This is a genomic window from Paenibacillus plantarum (assembly GCF_013141695.1).
Classification (GTDB): Bacteria; Bacillota; Bacilli; order Paenibacillales; family NBRC-103111; genus Paenibacillus_E; species Paenibacillus_E plantarum.
On sequence record NZ_WHNY01000015.1, the window covers coordinates 1 to 26,833 of the forward strand.

The 26,833-nt window shown below is 43.9% G+C and carries 15 protein-coding genes; 4 read left to right on the forward strand and 11 right to left on the reverse strand.

Annotated elements, in window-relative coordinates:
- Positions 1-367 precede the first annotated feature (367 nt).
- From GC096_RS04590 to GC096_RS04630, 9 genes are all read right to left on the reverse strand, one after another.
- A complete protein-coding gene (locus GC096_RS04590; protein ID WP_171629116.1) occupies positions 368-1,324 on the reverse strand; it encodes a 3'-5' exoribonuclease YhaM family protein in 957 nt (318 codons plus the stop codon).
- A 139-nt stretch (positions 1,325-1,463) separates the two neighbouring features.
- Positions 1,464-1,907 (reverse strand): hypothetical protein, encoded by a 444-nt coding sequence (locus GC096_RS04595; RefSeq protein ID WP_171629117.1) that lies wholly within the window; start codon positions 1,905-1,907, stop codon positions 1,464-1,466.
- 127 nt (positions 1,908-2,034) lie between these two features.
- Positions 2,035-2,760, reverse strand: coding sequence for a Fic family protein (locus GC096_RS04600; RefSeq protein ID WP_171629118.1), 726 nt, complete (start codon positions 2,758-2,760; stop codon positions 2,035-2,037).
- An 87-nt stretch (positions 2,761-2,847) separates the two neighbouring features.
- Positions 2,848-4,710 (reverse strand): FAD-dependent oxidoreductase, encoded by a 1,863-nt coding sequence (locus tag GC096_RS04605; RefSeq protein ID WP_171629119.1) that lies wholly within the window; start codon positions 4,708-4,710, stop codon positions 2,848-2,850.
- A gap of 276 nt (positions 4,711-4,986) precedes the next feature.
- On the reverse strand, positions 4,987-5,820 hold the full coding sequence (locus GC096_RS04610) for a (2Fe-2S)-binding protein (RefSeq protein ID WP_171629120.1): 834 nt from the start codon (positions 5,818-5,820) through the stop codon (positions 4,987-4,989).
- A gap of 477 nt (positions 5,821-6,297) precedes the next feature.
- Entirely contained in the window at positions 6,298-10,728 is a 4,431-nt protein-coding gene (locus GC096_RS04615; RefSeq protein WP_171629121.1) for a coiled-coil domain-containing protein, read from the reverse strand.
- Entirely contained in the window at positions 10,712-11,473 is a 762-nt protein-coding gene (locus GC096_RS04620; protein ID WP_246302577.1) for a DUF6063 family protein, read from the reverse strand. Before GC096_RS04620 ends, GC096_RS04615 begins: the two co-directional genes overlap by 17 nt.
- On the reverse strand, positions 11,457-12,983 hold the full coding sequence (locus tag GC096_RS04625; RefSeq protein ID WP_171629122.1) for a replicative DNA helicase: 1,527 nt from the start codon (positions 12,981-12,983) through the stop codon (positions 11,457-11,459). Before GC096_RS04625 ends, GC096_RS04620 begins: the two co-directional genes overlap by 17 nt.
- 220 nt (positions 12,984-13,203) lie before the next feature.
- Positions 13,204-20,028 (reverse strand): S-layer homology domain-containing protein, encoded by a 6,825-nt coding sequence (locus GC096_RS04630; RefSeq protein ID WP_171629123.1) that lies wholly within the window; start codon positions 20,026-20,028, stop codon positions 13,204-13,206.
- A gap of 319 nt (positions 20,029-20,347) precedes the next feature.
- Between GC096_RS04630 and GC096_RS04635 the strand changes: the two genes are divergently transcribed.
- Positions 20,348-21,616, forward strand: a complete 1,269-nt coding sequence (locus GC096_RS04635; RefSeq protein ID WP_246302578.1) for a HupE/UreJ family protein — start codon at positions 20,348-20,350, stop codon at positions 21,614-21,616.
- A 113-nt stretch (positions 21,617-21,729) separates the two neighbouring features.
- Here the strand turns inward: GC096_RS04635 and GC096_RS04640 are convergent, their stop codons facing one another.
- Both GC096_RS04640 and GC096_RS04645 read right to left on the reverse strand, forming a co-directional pair.
- On the reverse strand, positions 21,730-22,779 hold the full coding sequence (locus tag GC096_RS04640) for a DUF7309 domain-containing protein (RefSeq protein WP_171629124.1): 1,050 nt from the start codon (positions 22,777-22,779) through the stop codon (positions 21,730-21,732).
- Between the two features lie 80 nt (positions 22,780-22,859).
- Positions 22,860-23,435 (reverse strand): Uma2 family endonuclease, encoded by a 576-nt coding sequence (locus GC096_RS04645; protein ID WP_171629125.1) that lies wholly within the window; start codon positions 23,433-23,435, stop codon positions 22,860-22,862.
- A 187-nt stretch (positions 23,436-23,622) separates the two neighbouring features.
- Here GC096_RS04645 and yhbH point away from each other — a divergent pair, with 187 nt between their 5' ends.
- The 3 genes from yhbH to GC096_RS04660 all read left to right on the forward strand — a co-directional run bounded on the left by yhbH (position 23,623) and on the right by GC096_RS04660 (position 26,504).
- Positions 23,623-24,780: a sporulation protein YhbH gene (gene yhbH / locus GC096_RS04650; RefSeq protein WP_171629126.1), complete on the forward strand. Its 1,158-nt coding sequence runs from the start codon at positions 23,623-23,625 to the stop codon at positions 24,778-24,780.
- Positions 24,777-26,210, forward strand: a complete 1,434-nt coding sequence (locus GC096_RS04655; protein WP_171629127.1) for a SpoVR family protein — start codon at positions 24,777-24,779, stop codon at positions 26,208-26,210. Before yhbH ends, GC096_RS04655 begins: the two co-directional genes overlap by 4 nt.
- Before the next feature lie 117 nt (positions 26,211-26,327).
- Entirely contained in the window at positions 26,328-26,504 is a 177-nt protein-coding gene (locus GC096_RS04660; RefSeq protein WP_171629128.1) for a YjfB family protein, read from the forward strand.
- The last annotated feature ends 329 nt before the right edge of the window (positions 26,505-26,833 follow it).

Sequence of the window (26,833 nt, forward strand, 5' to 3'; positions counted from 1 at the left end):
AGTACATCTAATTCTCTCGATTCTGTGGATTTCGGTGTTTTTGACTGAAAATAGCTGTACTTTTTACAGTTATTTCAAATAAAGTGAAGAATACTATGAAATTAGCTACATATTTTCCATCTATTTACCTTTAGTGGACCGCCTAGGCTGGGTTGGGCTTGGGCTTGGGCTTGGGCTTGGGGTTGGGGTTGGGCTTAGGCTCGGGCTCGGGCTCGGGCTCGGGCTTAGGCTCGAGTTCAGGCTTAGTCTCGGGGCTGGGTTCGGGGGCGGGTGTACTATAGGCGGCGTTGCGGTGAATTAACACATCCACCAAACACAAAAAGCTGTTTCCAAGTAGATTTCTCAACTTGGAAACAGCTTTCCCCTATTACAGCTTCAAGCGATACATCGCTTTGTTTTCCAACCCGCGGATCATCGGCGTCCAAGAATCGGACTCCGGTGTGACAAGCAGCGTGTCCTCGACCATTTGCAGCTTCGCATCCATCGAATCGATGTAATGTAGAGCGACTGCCTCCGGTAACTGCGGCAGGACTGGACTTCCCCACTCCGGCAAGTTGTGGTGGGAAAGGACAATATGTTGCAATCCTATAACGAGGTCGGATTGAAGATCTAATCCAAGGTGCAGAGCAGCCTCCGTAATCCAGTTGGACGCCATGGAGATGTGACCCAGCAGCTTCCCTTGCACGCTATAGTCGGAAACGATACCGAGCTGCGCGATCATTTCTTCTGGCTTTGCAATATCATGAAGGATGATGCCCGCTTTGATCAAGTCTGCATTAAGAAATGGACGCTGTTTGCAAACAAACTCACCAAGCTCCAGCATACGTACGATATGATACGCTAGCCCTGCGAAATAAGCATGATGATGCGTCTTCGCGGCTGGATAATGGTCCAACTTGTCCCCAACCTTCGCCACGCAAAACGAAACGATAGACCGTATCGTTGGATTCGCAATACTCGCCAACACGCCATTAATCGTATGAATCAAATCGGCTGGACTAATCGGTGCTGAGCGGATAAAATCAGTGATTTGCACGCCATCTTCCGGCAATGCTTTGCGAATTTTCCCAATCTTCACTTGCAAACGTTCGCGGTACAATTGAACAAGTCCCTGCACCTTCACTAAGGTCATTGGGAAAAAGGTCTCTTTATCCGCAGCGCTGACGTCCCACATTTTGGCGGATACTTGTCCGCTCGCATCACAGAGTACAATATCCATGAAATCTTTGGCAGGTGTTGTATTGGTTTGTTTGACTTCCAGCTCTTTTATTAAGTAGAAACCTGTAAATTCATCTGGCGCTTGTAAATGTTTAATTAATGTCATGTGTGTGCCTCCAATAATCAATAGGAACATTATACTACGAAATGCTCCTAGTTGATTAGTGGTAACCTAGAAATTTATGTTTTATCTGTTTCATCATCTACTGCGAAACACAAGGCTTAAGGCGCCTATATTTAACCTTTCACATGACATACTCACGAAAAACCTCATTCAGATACACATACTTGCTCGTTGGATATTTGAATCCTAGGAAAAAGCCAGAGAAATCAATCTGAACAGAAACAAGTCTTCGACTCGTCACTGTGCTTCGTATCACATGATTCAATAGGGTCTCATTCTGCGTATTGATTGCCTTCACGATCAACGCCGCGTAACTCGGATTGCAAATTATTTCCCGATATAGGGGAATGACTGCCTTCGCAATCGCACGATTAATCGTGGAACTGAATGTGAACTGCACTTGACCTGGACGAATCGTCGTCCCATTCGTGATCACAAGAAGCGGTTTCGGCAACGGCAAATCGACGAACCACCCCACGCCATTCGACGCCAATGCCGATAGTGGCTCTGATCCGATGACGGAGCGAAGCAGCTTATTCATGCGTGCAATATCAGTCTCCCGCACAGCCTTCGCCCATTGGATGGAGTACGTACCCTTTAGAGTAGACTATTTCTCATGGCGGGGGATGGTGCGGGCTTATGCCGATACAAAAAAGTCTGCTAGAGCTTAGGCTCAGGCAGACTTTCAAACATTAAATTAACTTTAAGTAAAAATCAAAAGTTTGATTCAAAATATTAGAAACAAGCTGAATAAATGGCTCATTATTCCCAGTGGTATGTGCCTCATCAAGCGCCGCGTAGTAGTCTGCTCTTCCTTCTTTTTCTATCACGATAGGAGGATAGCCATGTTTCATCAATTCAAAATTCAACAATAATCTGGCCGTCCTGCCATTACCATCGATAAACGGGTGGATTTTCACAAAATCTGCATGAACCATAGCTGCTTTCGAAATGGGATGTAGTTGTTGCCCCTCATCCTGATACCAAGTAATAAACTGCTCCATCTGGGATGGAACTTGTAAGGCATCAGGAGGAATATGCCTAGCACCACTGATAAGCACATTTTCCTTTCTGTAAATGCCTGCATCCTCATCATGAATCCCTTTCAGTATTAATCGGTGAATGCTTTTTATTTGCCACTCCGATAAAGGTTCTTGCCTCCCAACAATCTCTTCGACATAGACAATAGCTTCCTTATGATTAATAACCTCCAAATGCTCATGAATTGTTTTTCCGCCAATTGTAATTCCTTCGAGAGCTACTTTCGTTTCTGATAAAGTAAGTGTATTCCCTTCTATTGCATTGGAATGATACGTCCAGTTTACAATAAGATGCTCTCTAATACTTTTTAAGGTATGGGGAGGAAAGGGCCTTTTCTGATCTAAAAGTTTCTTTTTTTCATCAATTCGTTCAAACAAGGGGTTCCCTCCTCAGTCGGTACACGTTACTAGATATATAATACTATCATTATAACCGATCGGGACCTTTCCAACCATTTCCCCTACTCATAAACGCCTCACAATTACCTCGTCACGAGACTCATTCCAATCCCACTGATAGCCTAGTTCTTCCGCAAGTTTCGCCCAGCTTACAAGCACGAAATTGTTCAGCACTTGCACCTCTGCCGAGGGAATCGTTCCATTCCTTCCCATAAACGTGTACTGAATGTGTTTATTTTCTTCATCATACGTAGCATCACCTTGGCCTAGCTTCTCGAACGTTTGACTCAGTGGCACCCAGGGGATACCTCCAATGACAATGGGCTTGATCCCGTTGTAAGTGATAGCTTGACCTTCAAGTCTGATTCGGATAAAAGGCAAATGATGCGCGATTTTATTGCCTTTCAGCAATGTAATTCTTCCATTGTCCAACTCTGCTCGCTCCGCCTCTGAGAGATGAGTAATTTTGTCCTTCGCTACTTGGTCATACAGCTTGATTTGATAAGTCTGCTCCATCCGCTTATGTAGGCGAGCGATTTCCTCGGGTGTCGTCGACTTCAGGCTTCTCCCTTGCATCTGCGCCATCAATACGCCTATGCTCTCTCCAGCCATTGCCCCGTTCGGCTGAATTCTTGCACTTCCGTAAGCCACAGCGGTTGCACCAACCAGCTTCCCCGCAGTCACGACATTGTCGTAATTATGGAGCAAATAGCTTCGCAGAGGCATGCCATATTTATCTGGACGCCCAATAGCTAGTCCCTCCCGATTGGAGCGTGAGCCTTGAATATCCATGAAATACCCGCCTACACTGACATTATCCCAGAACATCCTTCCGCTCATTAAATCCGATGCCTGAAGCACATATTCTGTTGGATAATGGTTAAACTCACGGACGTAGAGTTCGTTCGGCTCTCCACCTAGTTCCAACTTCTCGAAGCCAGCCATATGTTCACGAAGATGATCGCGTATGAAAGGCATTTCTTCTTTCGCGAGCTTCATCCCTCGTTCAATTGTTTCCTCCCGGCTTGGATCAATGCCGTATACCTGAAGCGCGTTAATCATAATCTCCCCATTACCTTGATTAAGAATATTCAACCCTCGGAGATTAAGCTCGTTCTTGTTGTGTAGTTCATAGGCTGACACGATTGGCGGAAACCCATAAGCGATGTGCGAGTTCACATAGCTTTCGGGTCCGAATGTATGAGCACGCTCGATCTTCGTCATTTTCCAAAACTGAGTTTGAAACTTGTCCCAATCGACTCCCTTAAACTTCATCATGTACGTGCCACTCATATATTCGCGTTCCTTGCTCCCATATAGCGCTTCCAAACCTGGAAGCGGTTGCACATCGAGCTTTCGAACCAACTCAGCGTCATCCGAATTATCAACAAGATAAGAAGGCTTTACCATTCGCTTTTTCCCATCACCGTCTTGATAAGCGAGTGAAATGACTTTATTGCCTGTCACTTTCAAGTCTTCAAGTACGATATTTTTCTCAACGGGGATGCCTTCAATAAGTTTGTGAAAATAATGGGCAAAATCCGTTTTCGTACGGATACTTCCTTGTGTGTACTGTTGGAAAAGCTCCTTCATGCCGCCTTGCATGAGAGGAGTGCCTTCATCATCGTAGGTTCCATCGAGATAGAGCATCTCACCTTGAATGAGTTGCCCGCCTAATCGGCCTTTCGTTTCGAGGATTAATACGTCGAGACCTTCCTTCTTTGCTTTTTGAGCAAGATACATGCCTTCTAGTTCTGTTCCCATGACAACCACATCTGGCTGAAAGGTCGAATGCGTATGTAGGGTAAATCCCCCATCACTGTCTCGAAGCAGTCCGAAGTAGCCTAACACTCCGCCAGCTATCGTAATAAGTACGAGAATACCGAAAATCAATGTCGATTTCATATTAGTAACTAGCCAATTTTTCAAGAAGTTCATCACCCTGCTGCATCGAATAAGTACTTTCCCTTATTGTATGCATAATACTGAAAAAAACCAACAGGAAAATGAGCAAAAAGGACCATCCGAATTCGCAACGAAATTGAGATGATCCATTATTAATGTCACTATTTCCTGTTCCGAAACCTTAATTCAGAGGTTGAGTTCATTGAGTTGACTTTGAACACGTATCTGGCCAAGAGGAATTGGAGGTTGTTTACGACTGAACGTGTATCTGGGATAGCCTAATCATCCAGTAAAAGCGCGTTACTTCACAGCCATTTTAGCGGCTGCTTCTTCGGCGAATTGAACTCGCAATTGATCTTTGCGCTCTTCGCGCTCTTGCGGCTTCATACGGGGACACGTATAGCAATATTGCCCGCCTTCCGTTCGGTAGTACATACAGCAGGCCGTCTTCAGCTTAATTTTCGTGTCGGGCTCGCCGGGATAACCAGGGTAATCCACAGTCACAACCTTGGCATACAAAGGATTCCGAAGTCGGCCGAATACTTCACCTTTCAACCCCTTCGTTACAAATATATGGTCCTCAGCATAACGAGCATGCCACTCTTCTGATGTATTCACTTGTTTCCATTGTTCGAAAATAAAACGAAGGCGCATCGGTATGATTTTCCACAAATGATGAATATCCATCTCTGCGGCAACAGCGATTGCTTCGACAATTGGCCGAATAGTCCCAGCATACCAATGGGATAAGTGTTCTTCACGCCATTCGTTTCTAAGTCCGCACTGTGGACCGCTAAGCTTTTTTAATTCTTGAAGCACAATACGGAACTCAATGACCCCCTTCTCACTTCGATACAATTGCAGCGCCCATAACTCTGGAGACAGATCAAATAATTCATCATGCGTAACCATATACTGCATCGCCGCATTCAGACCTCCGAGACGGTTGATCAAATAAGTTCCAGCAGCGGCGGGTTCCAGCGCTTTCATCAATGGCGAGTATGCAGCTAAGAGCTCTTGCATCCCTTTTTCCGTTAAAAGTAGCTGTCCTGCCATCGTAAAAAGCGGGTCTGGATGGGACTCCATCCTAACTCCGTAATTATCCGCTATATAAGCCTGAACCGATGTGCTCATAATTCTCTCTCCTTGTCGTTAGCGTATTTCACCCAGCTAGAATTCTCTTAGGAACTAGTATATCATTTCCTTCCAATTTTGAAGACTCCGATGTTCTCAAAATCGCAGTAAAAAAAAGTCTGCCTGTTCTCCGATGCATGGTTGCAGGAGATTAGACAGACTTTTGTGGGTTAATGGGTCATTTATTTGTCGCCAGGAAGTAAAGCCAACTCAGTGTTTAACGGACGCAGGGAACGTTAGTAAGCGACAAAGTAGCCATTACAAATTCTAACGGACAACATGACCGTTACTCCCCTGCTTAGGGCACAATTTTGCCTCCAAAACAGTAAATAACGTCGTTGGTGTCCGTTACACGAGGAAACTGTCTGCTTTATTAAAAATAGCGTCGCTCGTGTCCATTAAACGGGGAACATACTATTATTGTTAGGTACGTAATACAGCATATACTCGCGCTTGGTTCACGAAGTAAAGCCCACCCTAAATAAATAACTCCATCTGCTTAACGTCCCCTAATCTTTCTAACGAAATCGGCGCATGATCGCGGAAATAAGCTTGATTAATTTCCTTTTCCTTGGTCATAACCAGCTTGCTGCCATTGGCTGCGTGTCTGAGCCTACAACTAAAGACAACTGGGAAATAGTCCTTGAGGAATTTGCCTTCCGCATGCGCAGTCAGTGCGATGATCTGGAAACCAAGCTGCTCAGCGATAAAAAATACAGGACTTAACACATGGTCACTCGATGCCTTCCCAAAGGGATTGTCGAGAATCACGGTGCGGTGCCGCTTCATGTTCGCTTGAATATGCTGACGCTTCTCTGCGACATAGTTGAGCAGACCTAAGAATAACGTCATATTTTTGCTCCATTTTTCCCCGCCAGACCAATTATTAGACTGTTCCCATGAGAAGGAAGCCTTCGTTACGTTATTCTCATTGGTTACTTTACGGCACGATACTTTCATGACTTTTTCTTGCAGAACAATCTGCAGAAGCTGCTTGGTATCCAGCCATTTTTCAAGTTCTTTGCGAACCGTTGATTTCACTTCTTGATCGTTATCATCACGGTAATGACCTTTTTCTAGTTCGGTCAACACCCATTCCAGATGTTTACGCAGATGATCCTTCGCCTCAAGTTCATCCCATTCAGGAATGAGAAAGGAGAAAATATGCTTCCACTGATCCTCGACTTTAACTCTCGTTTTATTCGGAATATCACGTAGTTCAGACGCGATCAGCTTCAAATGGCTGTGCACATGAATGATATACTGTTCAAGTTGCTGATTGTGTGTGCGCATCGTCTCTTCAGCAACGTGGTTGACACGTTCAATTCGGCTGTGCATTTTGTGCTGAAATTGCGTCAGCTCCTGATAGTTGTCTTTTTTCTCGACGCCTTGCTCAGCCATTTCTCTCATTTTGACATCCTTAATTTGTTTCCGGCAAAAATCAATAAAATGGAGTCTGGCCTTCTTCACAGACGTCTCTTCAGCTTCTAGTTCTTTCATCAAGGCCGTTAGCGACGTTACAGATTGCCGCACCCCTTTCATTCTGTCATACGGGAACTCTGATTTCTGCTCCTGCGTGATAATAGCTGCCTGAATGAGTGGATTTTCAAAACCGTGCAAGATTTTGTATTGATTTAAGAAATCAATCACGTCTCCGATTTTACTTAATTGCGACTGAATTTGCGTATATTGCTGCTGTAAGCCTGATTTCTGCTGTTGTAAACGTGTATCCTCACTTTGGACGTGTGCATCCACTACACTCAGCGACTCTGTAAAAGTCATAGGCTGCTCACCCGCATGCATATCCCTATACTGCTCAATCAGCAATGTAATCCTCGTTGCTAGTTCATTATAATGTTTATCGACTCGCCCCAATTCTTCCTTATCGCGAGCCAACCGTGATTCGTGATCCTTGAGCTCTGCCATTAACTGCGACATCTGATCTTCACCCGTCACAGAGAAGGCAAGCTCCTCATTCAAACGCAAGTCCGCTTGTTCCAAGCGAAGCTTGCTCATCTCCCGTTCCAACGTTGTTCTGCTCGCTTGGGCATGCTTCAACTCCGTTTCAAGCTGCTGGCGCCCTTGGGAGATATGATTAAGCTTGAGATGTAAATCTTTTCTTTCTGTTTTCAACCATTCTAAGCTATGATTCGCTGCAATGGGCTGCACATCCACCAATTCGATATACAGATCTTGACGTTGAAGACTCGCTTTCTCCGTTTTCACAACGTTCATTCTGCCCTTCACGGATTCACTCTGTATCTTCGCTTGCTCCATCGAGCGCCGCCTGCCCTCCAGCTTTTGTTGCTGATCATCAGACTGCTCGATAAGCTGGTCGATGGCTCCGTTCAACGTCACGATTTCTTTGCCCAGCTCGACGTATTTACTCCCTTTTTCAATTCGCTGCCCGAGCTGAACCATTTCCACTTTTTGTTCGTCCAAGACGGCATTATGTTGTAGGATTGTCTGCTCTACCAAGCGTATGGATTGCCTGATGGCATCCTCTTGACCCTCTAGTTCACGCACAGCTTCGCGTGTAAGCCCTACTAGCCGTTCCATGTCTTGTACGACCTCAAGCGGGTATGCCAACAGGAATCGGCTAAAAGAGGCTTGAAGTTCAGAAGTACGCTGCAGATCGCTTTCCTTTTCTTTGCGCGCTGTCCGAACCTCTTCTCCTCTCAAGGAGATGATTTGTTTCCAGTTGACGAATTCCGTATCCTCCACATTATCACGCCAATGCTGTGGCTCCACCCACGCACTATCTTCCGTGGCTACCGGTGTATCACTACCCACCAGACGTGCCGCTTCCTGTGAAGAAATCACTTGAATCGGGAACTGCATATCTTCCGCATATTGCCGCAGCTTGTTTGTGACTAACGCAACCTCGCCTTCGGTCGTAATTAACGTCACTGACCAGAGAGGGTGAGTCATCGCTCGCTCGGTTAACTTCAAACTCTGCAAATATTGAATGCCTGTCTCCAATAAATCGAACTGATTTCTCCACTTATCCACCAAACCCGCCACATACACGTCCGCAAAAAAAGTAGGCTGGGAGCTATAATCATCGATATAACGGAAAGCAAGGCGCTCTTTCAACAAGTAAGCTTCTTTCTCGAGCAGCTGCTTTTCCATATCTTCTTTAAGCCGTTCTTCTATCGAACTCTGCTTCTCATAAACAGTCGAGAGTCTTCCCCATGAAGACCTATACGAAGCGATTTCGTCAAGGATAGATTCATGCACTTTTTTAAATGCATCGAGACTCTGCTCAGAATTGGCACGTTCCACATAAGCGATCTTGAGGCTTTCACTCACCCCCAGCAACTGTCTCTCGCTTTCCACTTTACCGAATGCCAAATCTTTGTTCTTCTGCACCAGCTGAACATTGCCCTCATCCAACTTCTGATAACGCTGAATCCAGTCTGCCATGCTGCCTTCAATGCTCTGCACAGCCGGATTGGCTAGAACAGTTGCACTCAGCTCTTCCCTATCTTTCTCGCGGGCTTGCACGAGGGATCTATGTTCAATGAGTTGCTTGTTTAATAGCTCTAGTTCACTTGAAAGCTCATTCAGAATCGTTTCCTCTAGATTCAATCGATTCTGATGAGCAGTAACTTCCTGGATAAGCGTCTCTTCTTCAACCTGCCACTCCTGCTCCATCTTGCTGTAAATACTGCGAATTTGCCCGCCATTCTGGATCCAAGCTTCCCGCAATACATCCTCTTCCTGGGTATGACCGAATTGTTTAAGTTCGCGCTGCACATAGTTCATGCGCTCCTCCGCAGAGGTCCATTGCTGCCTGTAATCGGCCAAACGCAACGAATAATAGCTCTCTTTCGCGCTCCGTACAAGCTTTTCTTTAAACTCAACGTCGTCCTCGACCAATTTGAGCTTCGTTTCCAAAACAGATTGCTCTTGCTTTTGCTTTGCAATATGCAGCGATTCCTTCTTCCGCGCCAATCCCTGCATTTGCTCATCGCATGCTGCCATCATCTGATGCCACTGCGAAAGCTTAGCGGTTTCCTCATTCTTCTGTTCATTGACGAGCAGCCAATAGGCCTTTGTTTCAGCTTGTGCAGCTGCATACGCCACTTGTTTCGTATCCATCGTGCCATAGCGGAGCACATACTGGTCCAATTCGATGAGAATTTTTTTATTCTCTTCGATTTTTTCTTTTAATTCTTTATACTTCTTGAAGCTATCCCTATGCATTTCAAAATTATTCGCAAACTCGCCTTGTTCATATCCGGCCATCGCATCTTCTACCGTTGGGATCAACAAGCGATCAAACAGCTGGCTCGTCGTTTTGCATTCATCAAAAAAACTCTCCACGCCGCCCTCTGAGCTATTGATCTTCGCAATGCGTTCCCATTCTGAGGCGATAATATGGTAATCATTCTCCAATATTTTCTTATATTCTTTCATCGTGGCCGGCAGCTTCGCATTCATTCTTTTTACTGTCATCCCGTGGTAATAATCATGAATTTCGCCTCTATCGGCTGCTCGAAGATGACCAGCACTTTCCTTAACAAAAGGAATCCGATCAATGGCATCCGGATCAAGCACTGGATAGTCATACACATACCGATACGAATCAATGCCTGTTGCTGTCAAAAACAAACTTATACTTGTCACGACATATCGCCGAGGACGTTCACTTAGAATCCACTCGATTGCAATGTGAGCAGGGCCATTTTCCAGACTTAACGTATCCTTGATTTTACGTCCAGCTAGTTCCTCATGCGGTAGAATAGCTTGAATAGCAGACTGGATGAAAACCGTCTTGCCCCCGCCATTTTCCAATAAAATCGCGCCGTTATGCCCATCAAAATGAAACAATTCGTCGTTATAGCGCTTATTTCCGTCCTCGTAGACGACATTCGTAAACCGAATTTTAGAGATCGCTGGCATGTTCGCTTCCCTCCCCCTCAAACGTATCGCTTTGATATAAAAACTCCAAAATACCGCGGTTATACTCTAGTTCCATAAAATAACGCTGCACAACCACTTTGGCCTTTTCGGTCAAGGCAATTTCCTGATTGCCAATGTCGGTCACCAGTTCTTGCGCGATGAGAAACTTGCGGACCGAATCCATGAAGCTAACCCGGCTGATCGTATTCCCGCTTTGCCTCGCCGCCGTCTCCTTGATATCGTCCATGGCACTCCATTTTTCAATCAAAGATGTCCAGTTATAGGAGAATTCTTTCTCCATCTCTTTTAATTCCGCTTCCGGATGTGTTTTCAATATCGCTATTCGCTCATTCACAAGCGCTGTCCACTCTTCAATCCCGATAAAACTTCTCGTGGGCTCCATCGTTTGATAGCTATCATAGAAAGCACCGATAAGCACAATAATGCTTACATACATCAAATAAAGATCCGCATTCACAGCGTTCGCCCGCAGAAAGTTGCGTTTAATCACTTCGTTATTCATATGAAAAGGTGATAGCCTTGTCTCCGGAATCATATACAGCTGCTCGCCGGCAATGATCGTTACGCAATCAACTTCTCGCGCAAATTGATCCACAAGTCCGCGAACCACATCGTCCGCCATATAGGCTTGGAGCCACTCTTTCCCCACCTCGTTATCACGAGCGAGCAAGGTATAAATTCGAAATGCTTTCATTACTGTTCCATTCTCAAGTCCGATTGTCATCCTGTTCTCCCCATGAAATCAACATATTCTGTATGCTAAACCTATCATTCACTTTGATGATGTCCTGTTGTTCAATCACGACCAAACAGCGGCTTCCCAGAAGCGCATACATATCTTCCAGCAACGTCGCCTGCTCCTCATTCTGCTGCTGATCCTCATCCACCGCCCGAAGGGGGCTTCTTTGATGCAAATAAATCCAAAAATCGTAAAAAGCTCTCTCGCCAAGCAATTTCGCATGTTCAGGCACTTCGAATTGTTGGATAAAAGAGTTCAATTCGACGTGTCCCTGCTCCTCCATCATTTGCAAAAGCTGTTCCATCAGAATCTTATATAACTTTCTCTGCATAGTCTGGTATCGATATTCGTCGCTGTCTCCACCAATTACTAGAAACGTGTCATCCCGCTCCTGCCCGCTGCTGTCTTCCAGCAAATTTTGCTCAGACCACACCGTCAGAAGCGACCACATCTTCGTCTCTTGAATCGGTAAGAACGGCGCTATCACACCCTTCATTGTCTCCAATGGCAGCGGCGTACTAAAAATAAGCGAAGCAATATCCTGATCAAAATTAAAGGAATCTAGTCCTGTATAATATAAAGATTCTTGCGCTGCGCCCAGAGCATGTGATTTGAGCACCATACTCTGGTGAAAAAGAACAGAATGCTCGCCATGCACCTTCTCAAGCTCATTGGATATCCGTAAAATTAACTCATAAGGCCGTTGATCAGCCTGTCTAACGGTCTGAGCCTGAACACGATCCTTCGTCTCTTTCACGAATTGTCGTAATTCTTCAAACTCCTCATTCTCCATTTGCAAGCGCAAATAAATATCTTCCAGCAGACCTTTATATCGTCCGAATGTTTCCTCCGATACAATATTTCTTTTCAGCTCATGCTCCAGCTTGACCATCCGCTCCTGCAGAGCTTCCACGTCGATCCGCATTTCATTGATTTGTCGCAGAGCTCCTTCGAATTCACCCTTCTCAAGTTGCTTACGAAGTACCAGCTGATGAATCGATAATTGAAATTCCGTATAAAATTCCTTGGTCGCAAAAATAAGCTCCAACCCATCTTCGTCGAGCGTGTAGTACTGCGTATTCGTTTTTAAGTCGAAGGCATTCGCTTTCAGAATTGAAACATAGATATGCTCCGTCTGACCCGATTCCCAGTTCATAAACGTAAAATCCCGTTTCTTCCCTGTCGTTGGACGAAACACTTGCGTGATCTGCCTAGCCAGATCCTCAAATCCGACATCGTCTAGATCAATGAAGATCCCCGTCACTTTCAAAAGAAACTCGGCTAAGTCTCTGACGCCCGCCTTATTATTTCGCATCAACTTCTGCTCGAAGAAGTAAAGCAGCGAGAGCAGCCCAAGTTCCATAAAATCGATTGGTTTGTTTTGTCGATCTGTTTGCCGCTTTCTCTGAAGCTCATAGAGCGGATCAAAAAGTGCCAACTTGGTCATCCGTTCCCGAAATCCGGAAATCACCTGACCAATTTCTACGTAGTCCATGCTGTGTGCCTCCAAATCTTGCAAAGCTCGTATGTAGGTAATATTTCTTGGGGAAAATAGCCGCCCATTGCTCCACCTTACATCATAACCTATTGTGATCGTTCAAACCATTAGTCTTCGCCGCATTCCAGAAGATACTAAAAAAGTCTGCCTGATCTTCCATGCGCAGTCGCAGGAGATTAGACAGACTTTTATTTTAGATGATACGTTGAGTATTACATCACTTCTTTAAAGCTAACGCCCTCAAGATGACAGTTGCTGCCTCCGCTCGAGTTGCTTTCCCTTTTGGTTTTACTGTACCATCCTCGTAACCATTCATTAATCCCTTCGAATTAGCAGCAGAAATCGCTTCTATTGCCCAATCAGAAATCTCTGAACGATCCGTAAAGGTAGATACTTCTGCCACCAAACTAATTTGAGCGGCACGAACGATGATTGCGGCCATCTGCTCACGGCTAATCGTATCATCAGGACCAAAAGCCGTATCGCTATAACCATTAATAATACCCTGTGATGCGGCAGTAGCTATTGCGTTTTTCGCCCAATGATTACTTGTATCCGCAAATATCTTGCCCATTTGTTCTTTGAGATTAAAAGCTTTTACAATGATCGAAACGAATTCAGCTCTAGTAATGTTAGTATCCGGTTTAAACGTTCCATCTGGGTATCCATGAATAGATCCCTTCTGAACCAACTCTAGAATGCTTTTTTCCGCCCAGTGACCCTTCGTGTCAGAAAGTGCAATAGGGGTACTTGGTTTAGCAGAAGCTAGGACCGCGAACTTCGTAAAATGATTCACAGAACCAGTTACCGTAGCGCCACTGCTATCTAACTGCGGATTCTCTAACTGAATCCATTTTTTTGTTTCTTCATTTAACCAATAAATACTAACTAAGGATTGACTCGTGTCAACTTTGTTTTTATCAAAAGGCAACGTAATTTGTACCGATTTACTGAACTCACCAGCGAAATCTTTCGTAATATCGAAGACATCACTAATCAGCTTCAATGATGAATCCATTGCTAAGCTGGACGTATCCACTACTTTATTCACAGTTACTTTGAAGTTACTAACGTTGCCATTAACAGAACCAGCCGGAACAGCAATTTTAGCCCCGTTAAGGGTTACTGTACCACCATTCGTTGCATAAATGATAGCTGTATTCGGTGAAAGTTCTGCTCCACCGCCACCCCCAGTAGGAGTCGTTGTATCTACCGAAGTGTAACTAACAAATTGGGTGAAATGTTTAGTCCAAATAACAAGGTCGCTGCCAACATTCATTTTAGCTTCGCCACCATCTGGCAGTAAATTAGCAGTTGTCTGATTATCGGCAGTAAGTGTAGTGGTTATTTCATGAAACACACCATCTCTTACATAACCAGCTGATTTACCTGCTTGACCTGGAACAACAAGGCGTACTGCTTTATTAAAGGTTAGCATTACACCTGGTGCTCCGACTTCAATAACAGAGTTCACATTTGCATGGCTAACAGATACACTGCTATTGCTTTGGACTTCTGGAAGTCTAATTTTCCCATCCCAGTTATCCGGAGCTGTAATTATAGTGCTATCAGGAATAGCAACACTTACATTCCCACCCAATGATGTACTTACTGTATTAACTTCTAAGAATGGGAGCGTAGCCGTTCTAGTCGTTCCATCCGTCGTAGTGGGAACTGAAATTTTGACGTCTGTTATACCTGAACCAACGTTAATGGTCAAAGGTTCATTAGTAACAGCGATTGTTGAACTAGAAACAGCGGTTTCGGTTCTTATCTTCGATAACTCCTGCGTATTCCGAACGCGAATTCGAGTGCCTTCTGTATTTTTACTTGCTAATCCTACAGCTTCAAGTGCATCGCCGACAACAAGACTCGGAACTGACCCGCTTTGATTCACAATATAGCCGTCCGTAAACACAAGAACAGGTCCAGTTCCATCATTAATTACATAAGAATTATCATCAAATTTGGAGACTACTCTTCCTCTAACCTTCACTAGCAGTCCTTGATTTTGTTCTAAGGTAGCCTGACCTGTTGTTAACATCTGAGGCGTAATCGGATTCGTGTGCCCTGTTTTAATAACATCTAGGTTGAATGCACCGAAGTCCAATTCTTTATTATTTTCAAAAGTTTTCATTTGCCCGTAAATTCTTACGGTATCACCTTCAACCAAAGTGTTCTCCGGCAGTTCCTTAAAGGCCATTATCCCGCCAGTCGCATCCTGAACATAGAAGGCATCGAAGAATACGTTCGAGCCTGTAACTACAGTACCTTCAATAATTAATGAGGTTCCATCCGCTTTCGTACGAGCATTCGCAATGGTATCTACTTGTGTATCTCGATGAGCTAACCAATTAATCGCATTTAAGCCCAGTTCATTATTGCCTTTAGGATTATAGGATTCGTCCATTTGCTTGTCATTAAAAGTATTCATCCCAGAGACGATAATTCTGCCGTTTCCAACCTGTTCAGAAGCAATAGCCGGAATAGCTGAACCGCCGCTGCCATCATCCGTTGTATCGTAGGAATAACCACCACTGCCGATGTTATTCTGGAACGTTGTTTCATTCCCTTTAACTAACACAGTCACTTTATCGGTGTCTATGAGCGCGATATGACCGACTTTCTCAAGACTTGCCCCACTGTAATACTCTACAGTCAGTGCCCGATCCGTTATATAATTTTTAACGATTCCAGGATGTAGACGCACTGTAAATGTATTAGTGCCAATAGGTGGTGTCCAGAAGTTCCCATCTAGACTAGTATCAAAAATGCCATCATTACTTACTTGGATGGTCGATCCAATCTGTTGCAGCAAGTTGTTGCTAATGGCAGGATTGGCACTGTTATTGCTTTTCTCTGTTAGTAAGAGAGATCCACCTGCTTGCACAAATGCAGCTATCGCTGCACTTTCATCCGCAGTTAACGCAACGCTTGGATGAGTAAACATCAGCACTTTCACATCACTTAGTGATGAAGAAGTAATTGCAGTCGTATTCTCAACGACCGTATAACCTTCTTGTTGCAGCTGTTTTGTGAAGCTTTTCAAATTATCCTTGTAAGTACCAGCATCGAGTGTTGTATTCTCATTTTTGTGAGAAGCATCAATCATTACTTTAATACCTAGCGAAGGCTTAATCTTCACAGCTTGGACGAATTGATTATCGGCCGGTGAATCACCTGGAGGCGCATCAAGAACAGCAATTAATGTATGATCACCCTCCATAGGTGCAGCCCATGTCACCCTAGCCGTTGCCGTTCCTTTAGATGATATCAAAGCAACTGAAGTATTACCTATCAAGTGCGCATCATCTACCGCGTCATAGTAAAAATGGACATTCAAGTTGGTTAAATCTTGCGATCCTAAGTTAGTGAGACCTGCTTCCAATGTAGCCGGGCTTCCACCAACTATACTGTCGCCTACCACATTGATCCCGCTAATCTTCACATCCGTTGTGACAACTTGAGACCAGATTGGAGCTGAGTAAATACGTTCGCCGTCCATTTGCGTTACTTTTACCACAAACCATTGTTGGCCGCCAGTGATATCTACAGTTGGATTCCAAGTAAAATCAGCTGACATCGGTGAAATGGATTGTACCACTTTGTTACCATTCGTAATCAACTCTACTTTGGCAACACGATCATCCGACTTATAGGAACTGCTAAGGTAATTATATTCTGGCATCGTCTTCACTTCTTTAACAGGATCCTTACCGGAAACGGAGAAGTTTAAGGTGCTTCCCTTGACTGTTGCACCCATGTAACTGCCATTAGCAAGGAAATCCAAGCTAAAATTCGGATCTTCACTCATGTATACGCGCATGTTACGCATGGATTGCAGCAAAGACTCTTGAGATAGATCGTTAGCTACGATTACGGTTCTAGCGTTCGTTTGACCCCAAGTACCGTCATGATTATCCTCGCCATAGGTCGGTGCGACATGCCATCCGAGATCCAATGCGCTAAAGAACTTCCCTTCCGCATTCGCGTAAGCATAGTGACCTGAACCATTGCCTACTTCCAACATGGTAAACAATTTATCCACATTGCGATCGTAAGGCATGAAATTGTTAAAAGCATTAGCCGACATATCCGGGTGATTGAATTGTGCAACCACATCATCGTAAGTCAGCACCCATGCATAATATTTACTTAAATCTTGGTATTGACCTGCATTCATCTTCCGATCAATGAAGTTCTCTGTTCCAAAAACATTCGAATGTCCCCAAGTCGTTGAGGTCATTTCAAAAGCAGGGAATACAACAAAATTATTATTTTGCGTATACTGTGTCGCCAAATTCTTCGTTAACTTCCAATCCGCTCCACCCGTACGTTCAGGTGAGCCTTTGTGGTCTACGGTGTCTTGACCTACTAATGCTGCATCAATGTCATGTGAATGATCGGAAAAAGCGAAGTAATCATAATTATGCGCTTTAGCTGCTAGTAAAGCTTGTTCTGGTGTACCTGAAGCATCGTGAGAGATATCGGTATGATTATGTGTTGTGCCACGATAATGATTTCCTCCGGTAAACACGGGAACTACGGAGAAAGACCATGTATACGTGCCAGCATTTCCTTTCATATCCTTCACATTTACGATTACGGTATGATCAGCAATAGCCAAATCTGAACTGATTTGCAACTGAATTTGCTCGTCTGTAGTTGTAGCTTGCACGGATTGCCCATCCAGAGTTACAGCTAGCGTAGTTAAATCAAGACCGCTTGGTTCAACATATTGAACAGAGATTAATGGCTGTCTATCCTCCGTCTTCGTACCTTGAATCGGTGTTTCATCCATAAATTGCGGCGCAAACGTATCCGCTACTACCGAAACCACATTAGGCGTCGTCGGTGAGCCAGACTGTTTCGTAGTTGTTGCGTCTTTAGCTTCAATGTAGTAGTCAAAAGTACTTCCCGCAGGCACCAATGCTGCCGGTAAAGTTACGCTATAGGAACTTTGATCTGTTGAAGTCATAGGTAAAGCTGAATACGTAGTACCACCAGTTGCTCGGTAATAGATTACAACGGAATTTGCATTTTTGGCCGTTGCAATGAGTTTGATATCCGTATTGATATAGGCTTGGGTCGCTGGCTGGTGAGAAAGCGTAAGTTCTTTAATCTCCGTCACATCCGCTACCGATCTTGGGAATACCTGGTATCCACTATTGTAGGGGGAACTGGAGTCATACTGACTGAAGATTCCCGTAAATGTATACGTAGAATCCTTTTGTATGTTTGTTGTCGTATTGATGCCACTTGCAGTCGTTACCCTTAGGGTAATGGTTTTGCCTGCTGCATCTGCTACAGTTATGTTATATCCATTACCTGAGATAGCAGGAATGTCAGTAACTTTACCTGTAAATTTAACTAGAGATCCTTCAAGCGGCTCAGCTTTCGTATTATCAATTAAATCAACAATTGTAGCATCTTTAGGAAGCGGCAGGGAACCCGTTCCCTTCTTAACTACTGAAGTAGGCGTAATTTCTGTCAAACCGTTATAGAATTGAACAGCGCCTGTAACCATGACTACATCGCCTTGAGCAACAGTCACACCACTAGGAAGAGCTCCAAATACAGCTATGCCTCCCGTGTCGTCTTGCATATAAAAGGTGTTAGCTGCTGTTACCTCATTATTGCCAATAACAACACCTTGTATGGTAAAAATCTGATTAATTTTATCAGACTTTCCATTGTTGTCATTCGTCCGCAAACTGCTAATCGGCGTAACTACCGTAGTATCAGCTTTCGTAATCTTCGTGACAGAACCTTCCAAGCTAATACCATAGGCACCAGATGTTAACTGTGATACATAGACGTCATCGGTTCCAGCATTAAATGTAAATGTGAACGAGCCGTCCGCAGCTGAAACAACATAATCTTTGCCATCCGTAGTTGTTGTAAAGCGATTGCCTGCTGCAGCAAGGTTATACACATAAACCTTTGAGTTCGCTGCCGCTGCACCAGGTGTGCCCCCAGAACCAGTAACTTTACCCACATGCGTGGTTGGATCAACAAAATAACTCAGTTTGCTAGCGTTTAATCCAGCGCTTTCCGCAGCCAAATTAATCATAACTGCGCTGCTTTCTGTTTTACCTGTTTCTTTGGTCGTCATATAGACTTGCGTCTTGTTTGCTGTATTATCAAAGGTTAAATTAAATTCACCATTACCATCTGCATACACTGCATTTGTGACTGCTACGCTTGCGGTATCCGGATTGCTTACATATAAGGATACATAAGTAGAAGCCGTAACTGCAGCTGTATAACCCACTACAGTCCCCAGCGTACCTAGATTTGTAAATTGAATGTTTTGTGGAATGGGTTGCGAACTTTTCGTAACGACAACTGCTGGAGTGGCAGAATTTCTAGGCGTAATTATCGGACCCACCACGAAATCCGTATTGTTATTATCGGTATCCCAACCAGCACCCTTATCAGCAGCTGAATTGCTGCCATCTTCGGCTTTACGTTGCGCACTTGTTGGGTTTGTTAATGCGGCAGTAGACAATCCTTCTGAATCATTTGCAGCACCGTAGCCCACAAAATCTATAACGGATGGATTCGTTCTCCCTGTTATAGCTTCCGTTTTATTAACAAGCGCAACTTTCCCTGAAGGTCCAGCCATTGCTATAGTTCCACTAGCATCCGGTGTTGGAAGACTTGCCATCGTTGTCCCCGTCCCTGCAGCTTCCTGAATCAAATAAAAACTATGTGCTTTTATTGTACCTGTAAGTGGCGTGATATTCGTCCATAATGCACTTAAGCTTGACGTTGACGAAGCATATTGCACTGACCAACCAGTCAAATCTACATCCGTATCTGTCGGATTATACAGCTCAATAAAATCATTCTTGTATATTGCGGCTGGGGCACCCGTATTACCGCCACCACCACTTATCTGGCTTATCACAACATGATCGGCAGCAGCACTCGCCTTCGGAAGTTGCAACCCAGTCACAGGAAGCAATGAACCCATAAGCAAAAGAATAGCTAACCCAGTGCTTGTCCATTTCTTATACGTATTAAACAAAGCAATCATTAATAGTTTCCTCCTCGTTACTCTATACATAGCGTACACGCACTTTCAAATTACTCTTACAAGCTTCTTTCCCCTTCAGATTACCCTTTGATTTCATCAGATCCCTCGCATGTTGTTCCTTTCTCGTTGAATTGGGCGCACTTTGATAAGCCTACATGTTTTTCATTCGGGTTTTATTAACCGGAGGTTATTTATTTGTAAATGTATTTACTTAAAGCTTACACAAGCTTAATACTGCGAAGAAGATTGTCGTTTATTATTTAAACGTAGGTTAATTGGTCATGCTTCACATGTATAACTTCGAGGGGGAACTTCTTTGTTGGCTCAAAAAAATAATTTCAGATTCATGCGTGCTATCCGAATTACAGCAGTCGTTACATGTTTAGTTACATTCTTGTTATATACGTATAGTCTTAAAGCCTCGGCTCATGCACTGAGTGCGAGCTATACGACGATTTCTTTTGAACAAGATAAAACAGACTTTTCCTTTTCACTTGATGTAATTTCGGTTATTGAGAGTATGGATGTAGATGCCAATAAAAATGGTATTTTGGATGCAGATGAACTGGAGAAGAATAAACATCGATTAGAGGAATGGATTGACGATAGTCTTGTTCTCGAAATGAATGGAAGAGAACAAGCAGCGGAACTAACCGCGTTAAAGCTTGGCAAGAAAGGGGACAAGGAAGTCCTTACTTGGGATTTAATCTATCCTGCATTTTCAGCAGGACAATCGATTACAATTCTCGACGGACTGTATGCAACTCCTACTGCATCAGCCTATGTAAATCTGATCACTTCACGACATGGAGATCAAGTCAGCGAAACTGTCCTACAAGGTAAGAATCGCACATGGACCTTACTCCTGACTGAACAACAACAGCAACAGCAACTCTCTAATTCAACACAAGTTAACCCTACACAGATGGATCAATCACTTCTACAAAATCAGCAAAACCAGCCAAAAGAAACCAACGGGAGTTCCGCGCCATCTAGTGCCCAACCGACGAATACAACGCATGAGAAGTCAGTAACTTCGGCTTCCTCAAGTTGGTTCTCCTTCTTCAAGTTGGGTATCCATCATATATTAACGGGTTACGATCATTTGTTATTTCTGTTTGCACTACTGCTTCGTAAACAAAGCTTTAAGCAATATGCTTCGATTATTACGGCTTTCACCCTCGCACACAGTATTACGCTGACGCTCGCTGTGCTTGGTTATATCAGTCTTCCATCACGCATCGTGGAGTCTGTGATTGCCTTAAGTATTTGTTATGTTGCATTGGAAAATATTTTCCGAAAAGAAATGCGTAACCGCTGGATCGTAACTTTCTTATTCGGGCTTATTCATGGAATAGGCTTCTCCGACATATTGCGTGAAATGGGCCTGCCTAAAAGCCATTTAGCTGTAGATCTGATTAGCTTTAATCTAGGGATTGAATTCATCCAACTATGCCTTGTCCTTGTTCTGCTTCCTATTTTGTTCTTCATACAGAAAAAATCATTCTTCCGGCCTACGATTCATTTCGGCTCCTATGCGATCACAGCGCTAGGCGGGTTTTGGTTGATTGAACGACTGTTTTTCTAATATAAGGATCGCTTTACTGGTGGGAACAAATGAAAAAGTCTGCCTGATCTCCCATGCGTGGCCGCGGGAGATTAGACAGACTTTTTATTCATACTTCTTATTACGTACAATATTTATCTTCTTCCACTACTAAAGTAATCTAACATTCCTTCTTTCGCTTCCTCCAATGCCGGAAGTACATTTGTTAAGTACGCTTTAATTTCAAATGCCTTTAGAATTTGCCTTATGTAATGAAAAGTCTCTTCGTTACATACCCCTATTTCTTTGGGAATGACTTGAGCTTTTTCAATCAACTCTAGCAATAGCCCTGCTATTTTATCGGGTATTCCAAATTTTTCAGTTAAGCCGTATTGCAAGATTTGTTCGGATTCTTGATCAACGATCAGACCCATCATCGGGTAGAAGGGCCTATCCCCTTCAGCAATAGGCATAGGTGCAAAAAAACAATCGATTTCCCATATCCCTGCAATTCCTTTAAGCGATCTTTTTGCTTTGGCTAGACGAAGTTCATCTAGCGGCGTTACCAAGTAATCATTTGCTTTATCCAAAGGCTTTGGTTTGATCCACTGATCCGACCAAACTAGATTCTGCCGATCTCGATTAGAAACTCTTGTTAGGAAAGTATCGTCCTCTTCTTGAAAAATGGCATCAGGGTTGGATTTGTAGACTTGGACGACTTCAATCGCTTGTTGCAATGCCAGAATTAGAAATTCCACTTCGTCTTCATTTTGAATTGGCCATGGAACAAATCCTGGCTCATATAATCGGAACGTTGGCCAGGCATTTGTTCCACGAAACTTCAGACCCAGCTCTTTTATTTGTTTGAGCTCGTCAGGATACAACTCAGCCCTACTGTCGAAAGAAAGCATCAAGCAATACTGCGAGTACATCGGATCTATCTCCGATTCCTCATTCATCATATTTAATAGAGTCTCAAGGCCTTCTGTTCCTAAATATACAGCCAGACCGTAAAGCTCACCTCCGTTGCCCATTATGCAGCAATAACCAATTTCCCCATTCACCGGATTCTCCACACCAAAAATATGAGCATTTGCAAAATAGCTCCAACACTCGGCTTTTTTAAATGTTGCTGCCGCATCATACAGAGTTTGCCATTGCTCTAATTTCGTATTCAACTGATTTATCAATTTTTCTGCTCCCATCGATTACCTTTTAGAAACTAATTTCCACTTTGAATCCCAGATCGTGCAACCATTCCAAAACACGTTCACGATTACGGCCTTTATTTTGAGAAATCCGTTTGGAATATCCTTTCCAATTCAATAGCACACTCAGAAAAAGCAAATGAACGCAACTTATCTTCTCTTCCAAAAACTTCTCGCTTTTGAAACGAACCCACTTCTAATCCATACACCTCAACAGTTTGATGTGCAGGATCAACAATCCAATATTCCAAAACTCCAAACTTCTCATATGTTTTAAATTTTTGGTTTCTATCTTTAATCGCAGTAGATGGAGATAATATTTCAACAATGAGCTTAGGGGCGCCTTTGCCTCCCTTATCATCGATTTGGGATGGATTACAAATGACAGATAGATCTGGCTGACAGACCGTATCCGGATTGTCGTATTCTTCAGTCTCACTTAATCTCACATCAAACGGAGCGATAAAAACCTCACATAATGAACCTTGGAGAAATGTATGAAGTTCAAGAAATATACTTCTTAGAATCCGTTGATGTGTCGTAGAAGGAGCAGGTGTCATGTTAAAAGGAACTCCATTAATTAACTCCCATCTGCCTTCCCATTCAAGTAGATCTTGAAATCTATAGCGATGATCCTGTTCCGGCATTTTCATGAAAAGTTCCTCGCTCTCTACAAATATTCCCCTTATTTTAACACAGTCAGATGAAAAGTCGAAGCTGAAGAGAAAATCCGCCCACCACCACATATCCCCCGTACACTTGAATATATTTAATAACAAGCTTTATTTCCCCATGTCTGATTAGCATTCTGCTTATCATAAACGCCAAGGAGGTGTCCCCATGACAGAACCCTTATTTATCGTTTCCAAAGAGGATTGGTCACTCCACCGCAAAGGATACCAAGATCAAACCAGACATCAAGAGAAGGTCAAAGATGCGATTAAACAGAACCTTCCTGATCTGGTTACAGACGAAAGCATTGTCATGTCCAATGGAAAACAAGTCGTGAAGGTACCGATAAAAAGTTTGGACGAATACCGCTTCCGCTATAACTTCAACAAAGGCAAGCATGTCGGTCAAGGCGACGGTGATTCACAGGTTGGCGATGTACTTGGAACAGACCCGCAGCCTGCCCAAGGTCCAGGCAAAGGCGAAGGTGCTGGCGATCAAGCTGGCGAAGATTATTACGAAGCCGAAGTGAGCATGGAAGAGCTGCAAGCGATGCTGTTCTCCGAGCTCGAGCTGCCGAATTTGCAGCAAAAAGAGAAGCGGAACATGACGTCCACCGAAGTTATTTTCAACGATATCCGTAAAAAAGGGATCATGTCCAACATTGATAAGAAGCGGACGATCCTCGAAAATATGCGCCGCAATTCGCGAGGCAGCTCGCCGGGTATCCATCATATTTCACCAGATGATTTGCGTTTCAAAACGTGGGAAGAAATCGAAAAACCGCACTCCAATGCGCTTATTATTGCCATGATGGATACCTCTGGGTCCATGGGCTCCTTCGAGAAGTACATAGCCCGCAGCTTCTTTTTCTGGATGACCCGCTTCTTGCGCACGAAATATGAGAACGTTGAGATTGTGTTCATCGCGCATCATACCGAGGCTAAAGAGGTGACAGAGGAAGAGTTTTTCACGAAAGGTGAGAGCGGGGGCACGATCTGTTCCTCGGCCTATCAAACAGCTATTGATATTATTGATAAAAGGTACCCCCCTTCTCAGTTCAATATCTATCCCTTCCATTTCTCGGACGGCGATAATTTAACATCAGATAACGAGCGCTGTGTGAAGTTGATTACGCAATTAATGGAGCGTTCGAATATGTTTGGCTACGGGGAAGTGAATCAATATAACCGTAGCTCTACGCTGATGTCCGCTTTCCGCCATATCAACAATCCGAAATTTTTGCATTACGTCATCCGTGAAAAAGGTGAAGTGTATAAAGCGTTGAAAACCTTTTTTACCAAAAAGGAAGGAGTGCCTGCACAGTGAGTAAATCCGAAATCCAGAAGCTGGAATATGCCATTGATGAAATCACGGAGATCGCGAAAGGCTTTGGGCTCGACTTCTTTCCCATGCGATACGAAATCTGTCCGGCAGAAATTATCTACACCTTCGGTGCCTACGGGATGCCGACACGCTACAGTCACTGGAGCTTTGGTAAAAATTTTCATCGCATGAAAACGCAGTACGACTTTGGACTTAGTAAAATTTACGAATTGGTCATCAATTCGGACCCCTGCTACGCCTTCCTTTTAGACGGAAATTCGCTGATTCAAAATAAACTCATCGTCGCGCACGTGCTTGCTCACTGCGACTTTTTCAAAAATAATGCACGCTTCTCCAAAACGAATCGCAACATGGTCGAGAGCATGTCCGCTACGGCTGAACGCATCCGCCAATATGAAATTGAACATGGTATCGATGAGGTTGAACAATTCATAGATGCCGTTCTCGCCATCCAAGAGCACATTGACCCTGTATTAACACTAACCTATGGCCAAACTCGCAAACGACAAGAAAATAACAAAGCTGCTACGCCATCAGTGCGAGGCGAAGCCACATACGGATATGAGGATTTATGGGACTTAGATAGTCGAAACAAGCCTATTGTCTCCTTGGATAAAGAAGATACGAAGCGTTTTCCACCGAAGCCGGAGAAGGATCTCCTTCTTTTCATAGAGGAAAATGCCCCTTATATGGAGGAATGGCAACGGGATATCCTGACCATGCTGCGTGATGAAATGCTCTACTTCTGGCCGCAGCTCGAAACCAAAATCATGAACGAAGGCTGGGCTTCCTACTGGCATCAACACATCCTGCGTGAGCTGGATTTGACCGAGGAAGAAACGATCGAGTACTCCAAGCTAAACTCCTCCGTCGTCGTTCCCTCTCGCCATTCCTTAAATCCTTATTATCTGGGTGTCAAAATATTTGAGGATATCGAAAAGCATTGGGATGCTCCGACGGATGAAGAAATCCGCAGATTCGGGCGGGTACCTGGGCAAGGCAGGAAGAAAATCTTCGAGGTTCGCGAATATGAATCGGATACCTCGTTTATCCGTAACTATTTGAATAAACCACTGGTTGAAGAGTTAGATCTGTACGTGTTTGAGAAGAAAGGCCCTGAGTGGAAAATCACAGACAAAACGTGGGAAAATACGCGGGATCAGCTTATTTACTCCAGAGTGAATGGTGGTTTCCCTTACATTGTGGTCGAAGATGGGGACTATCAGCGCAACGGGGAGCTGTACTTGAAGCATGCTTTTGAAGGCGTGGAGCTGGATTTGAAATATGTCGAGCGGACGCTGCCATATATTTATAAGTTGTGGGGTAAAACCATTCATATGCACACGTTGGTGGAGGATAAGCCGGTGTTGTTTAGCTTTGATGGGAAGAAGCATCATCGGAGATTTCTGTAATAGAAAGCCCAACCCCGAGGGGTTGGGCTTTTGGGTGTGCATGTATCTCGCTAAAAATTGCAGACCAATATACCGATATAGAAATGGTTAGTTACTCAGAACTAAAGGAGGAACCTCATGGACATTCCAGCTATGTCAATGTCATTAGCACAAAACAATTTATCCCAAGCGGTTGGAATAAGCGTTTTGAAAATGGCGAAAGAGCAAATGGCCGAGCAAGGCCAACAAGTGGTCCAATTAATTGAACGCAGTGTGCAGCCGAATCTAGGCGGAAATCTTGATATAAGTGTTTAGACCCACCTAAGAATGACGGAATCACCTTTTTACGGAACGTCAGTGCGCTATTCGAATGAAAACTGTCATTCTCGCGAGGAGACGGAACGTAGGTACGCTATTTGCGCGAATTTGGCTAAAAAGCACCAATTATTTGAAAATAGCGTACTGTCGTTCCGCAACTCATCAAAAATCACTATTTATAAGCAAATAAGGGATCTACGTTCCTCTTCGGCAACGTAGATCCCTTATTTTCCCCAGCCACCTGGAGCGATTAGACTGAACTGCAAGAGTATTGTTGGAGCACCCTGACAACCACTTTGATGCAATGGTGTCGGAGCAGGTGACAT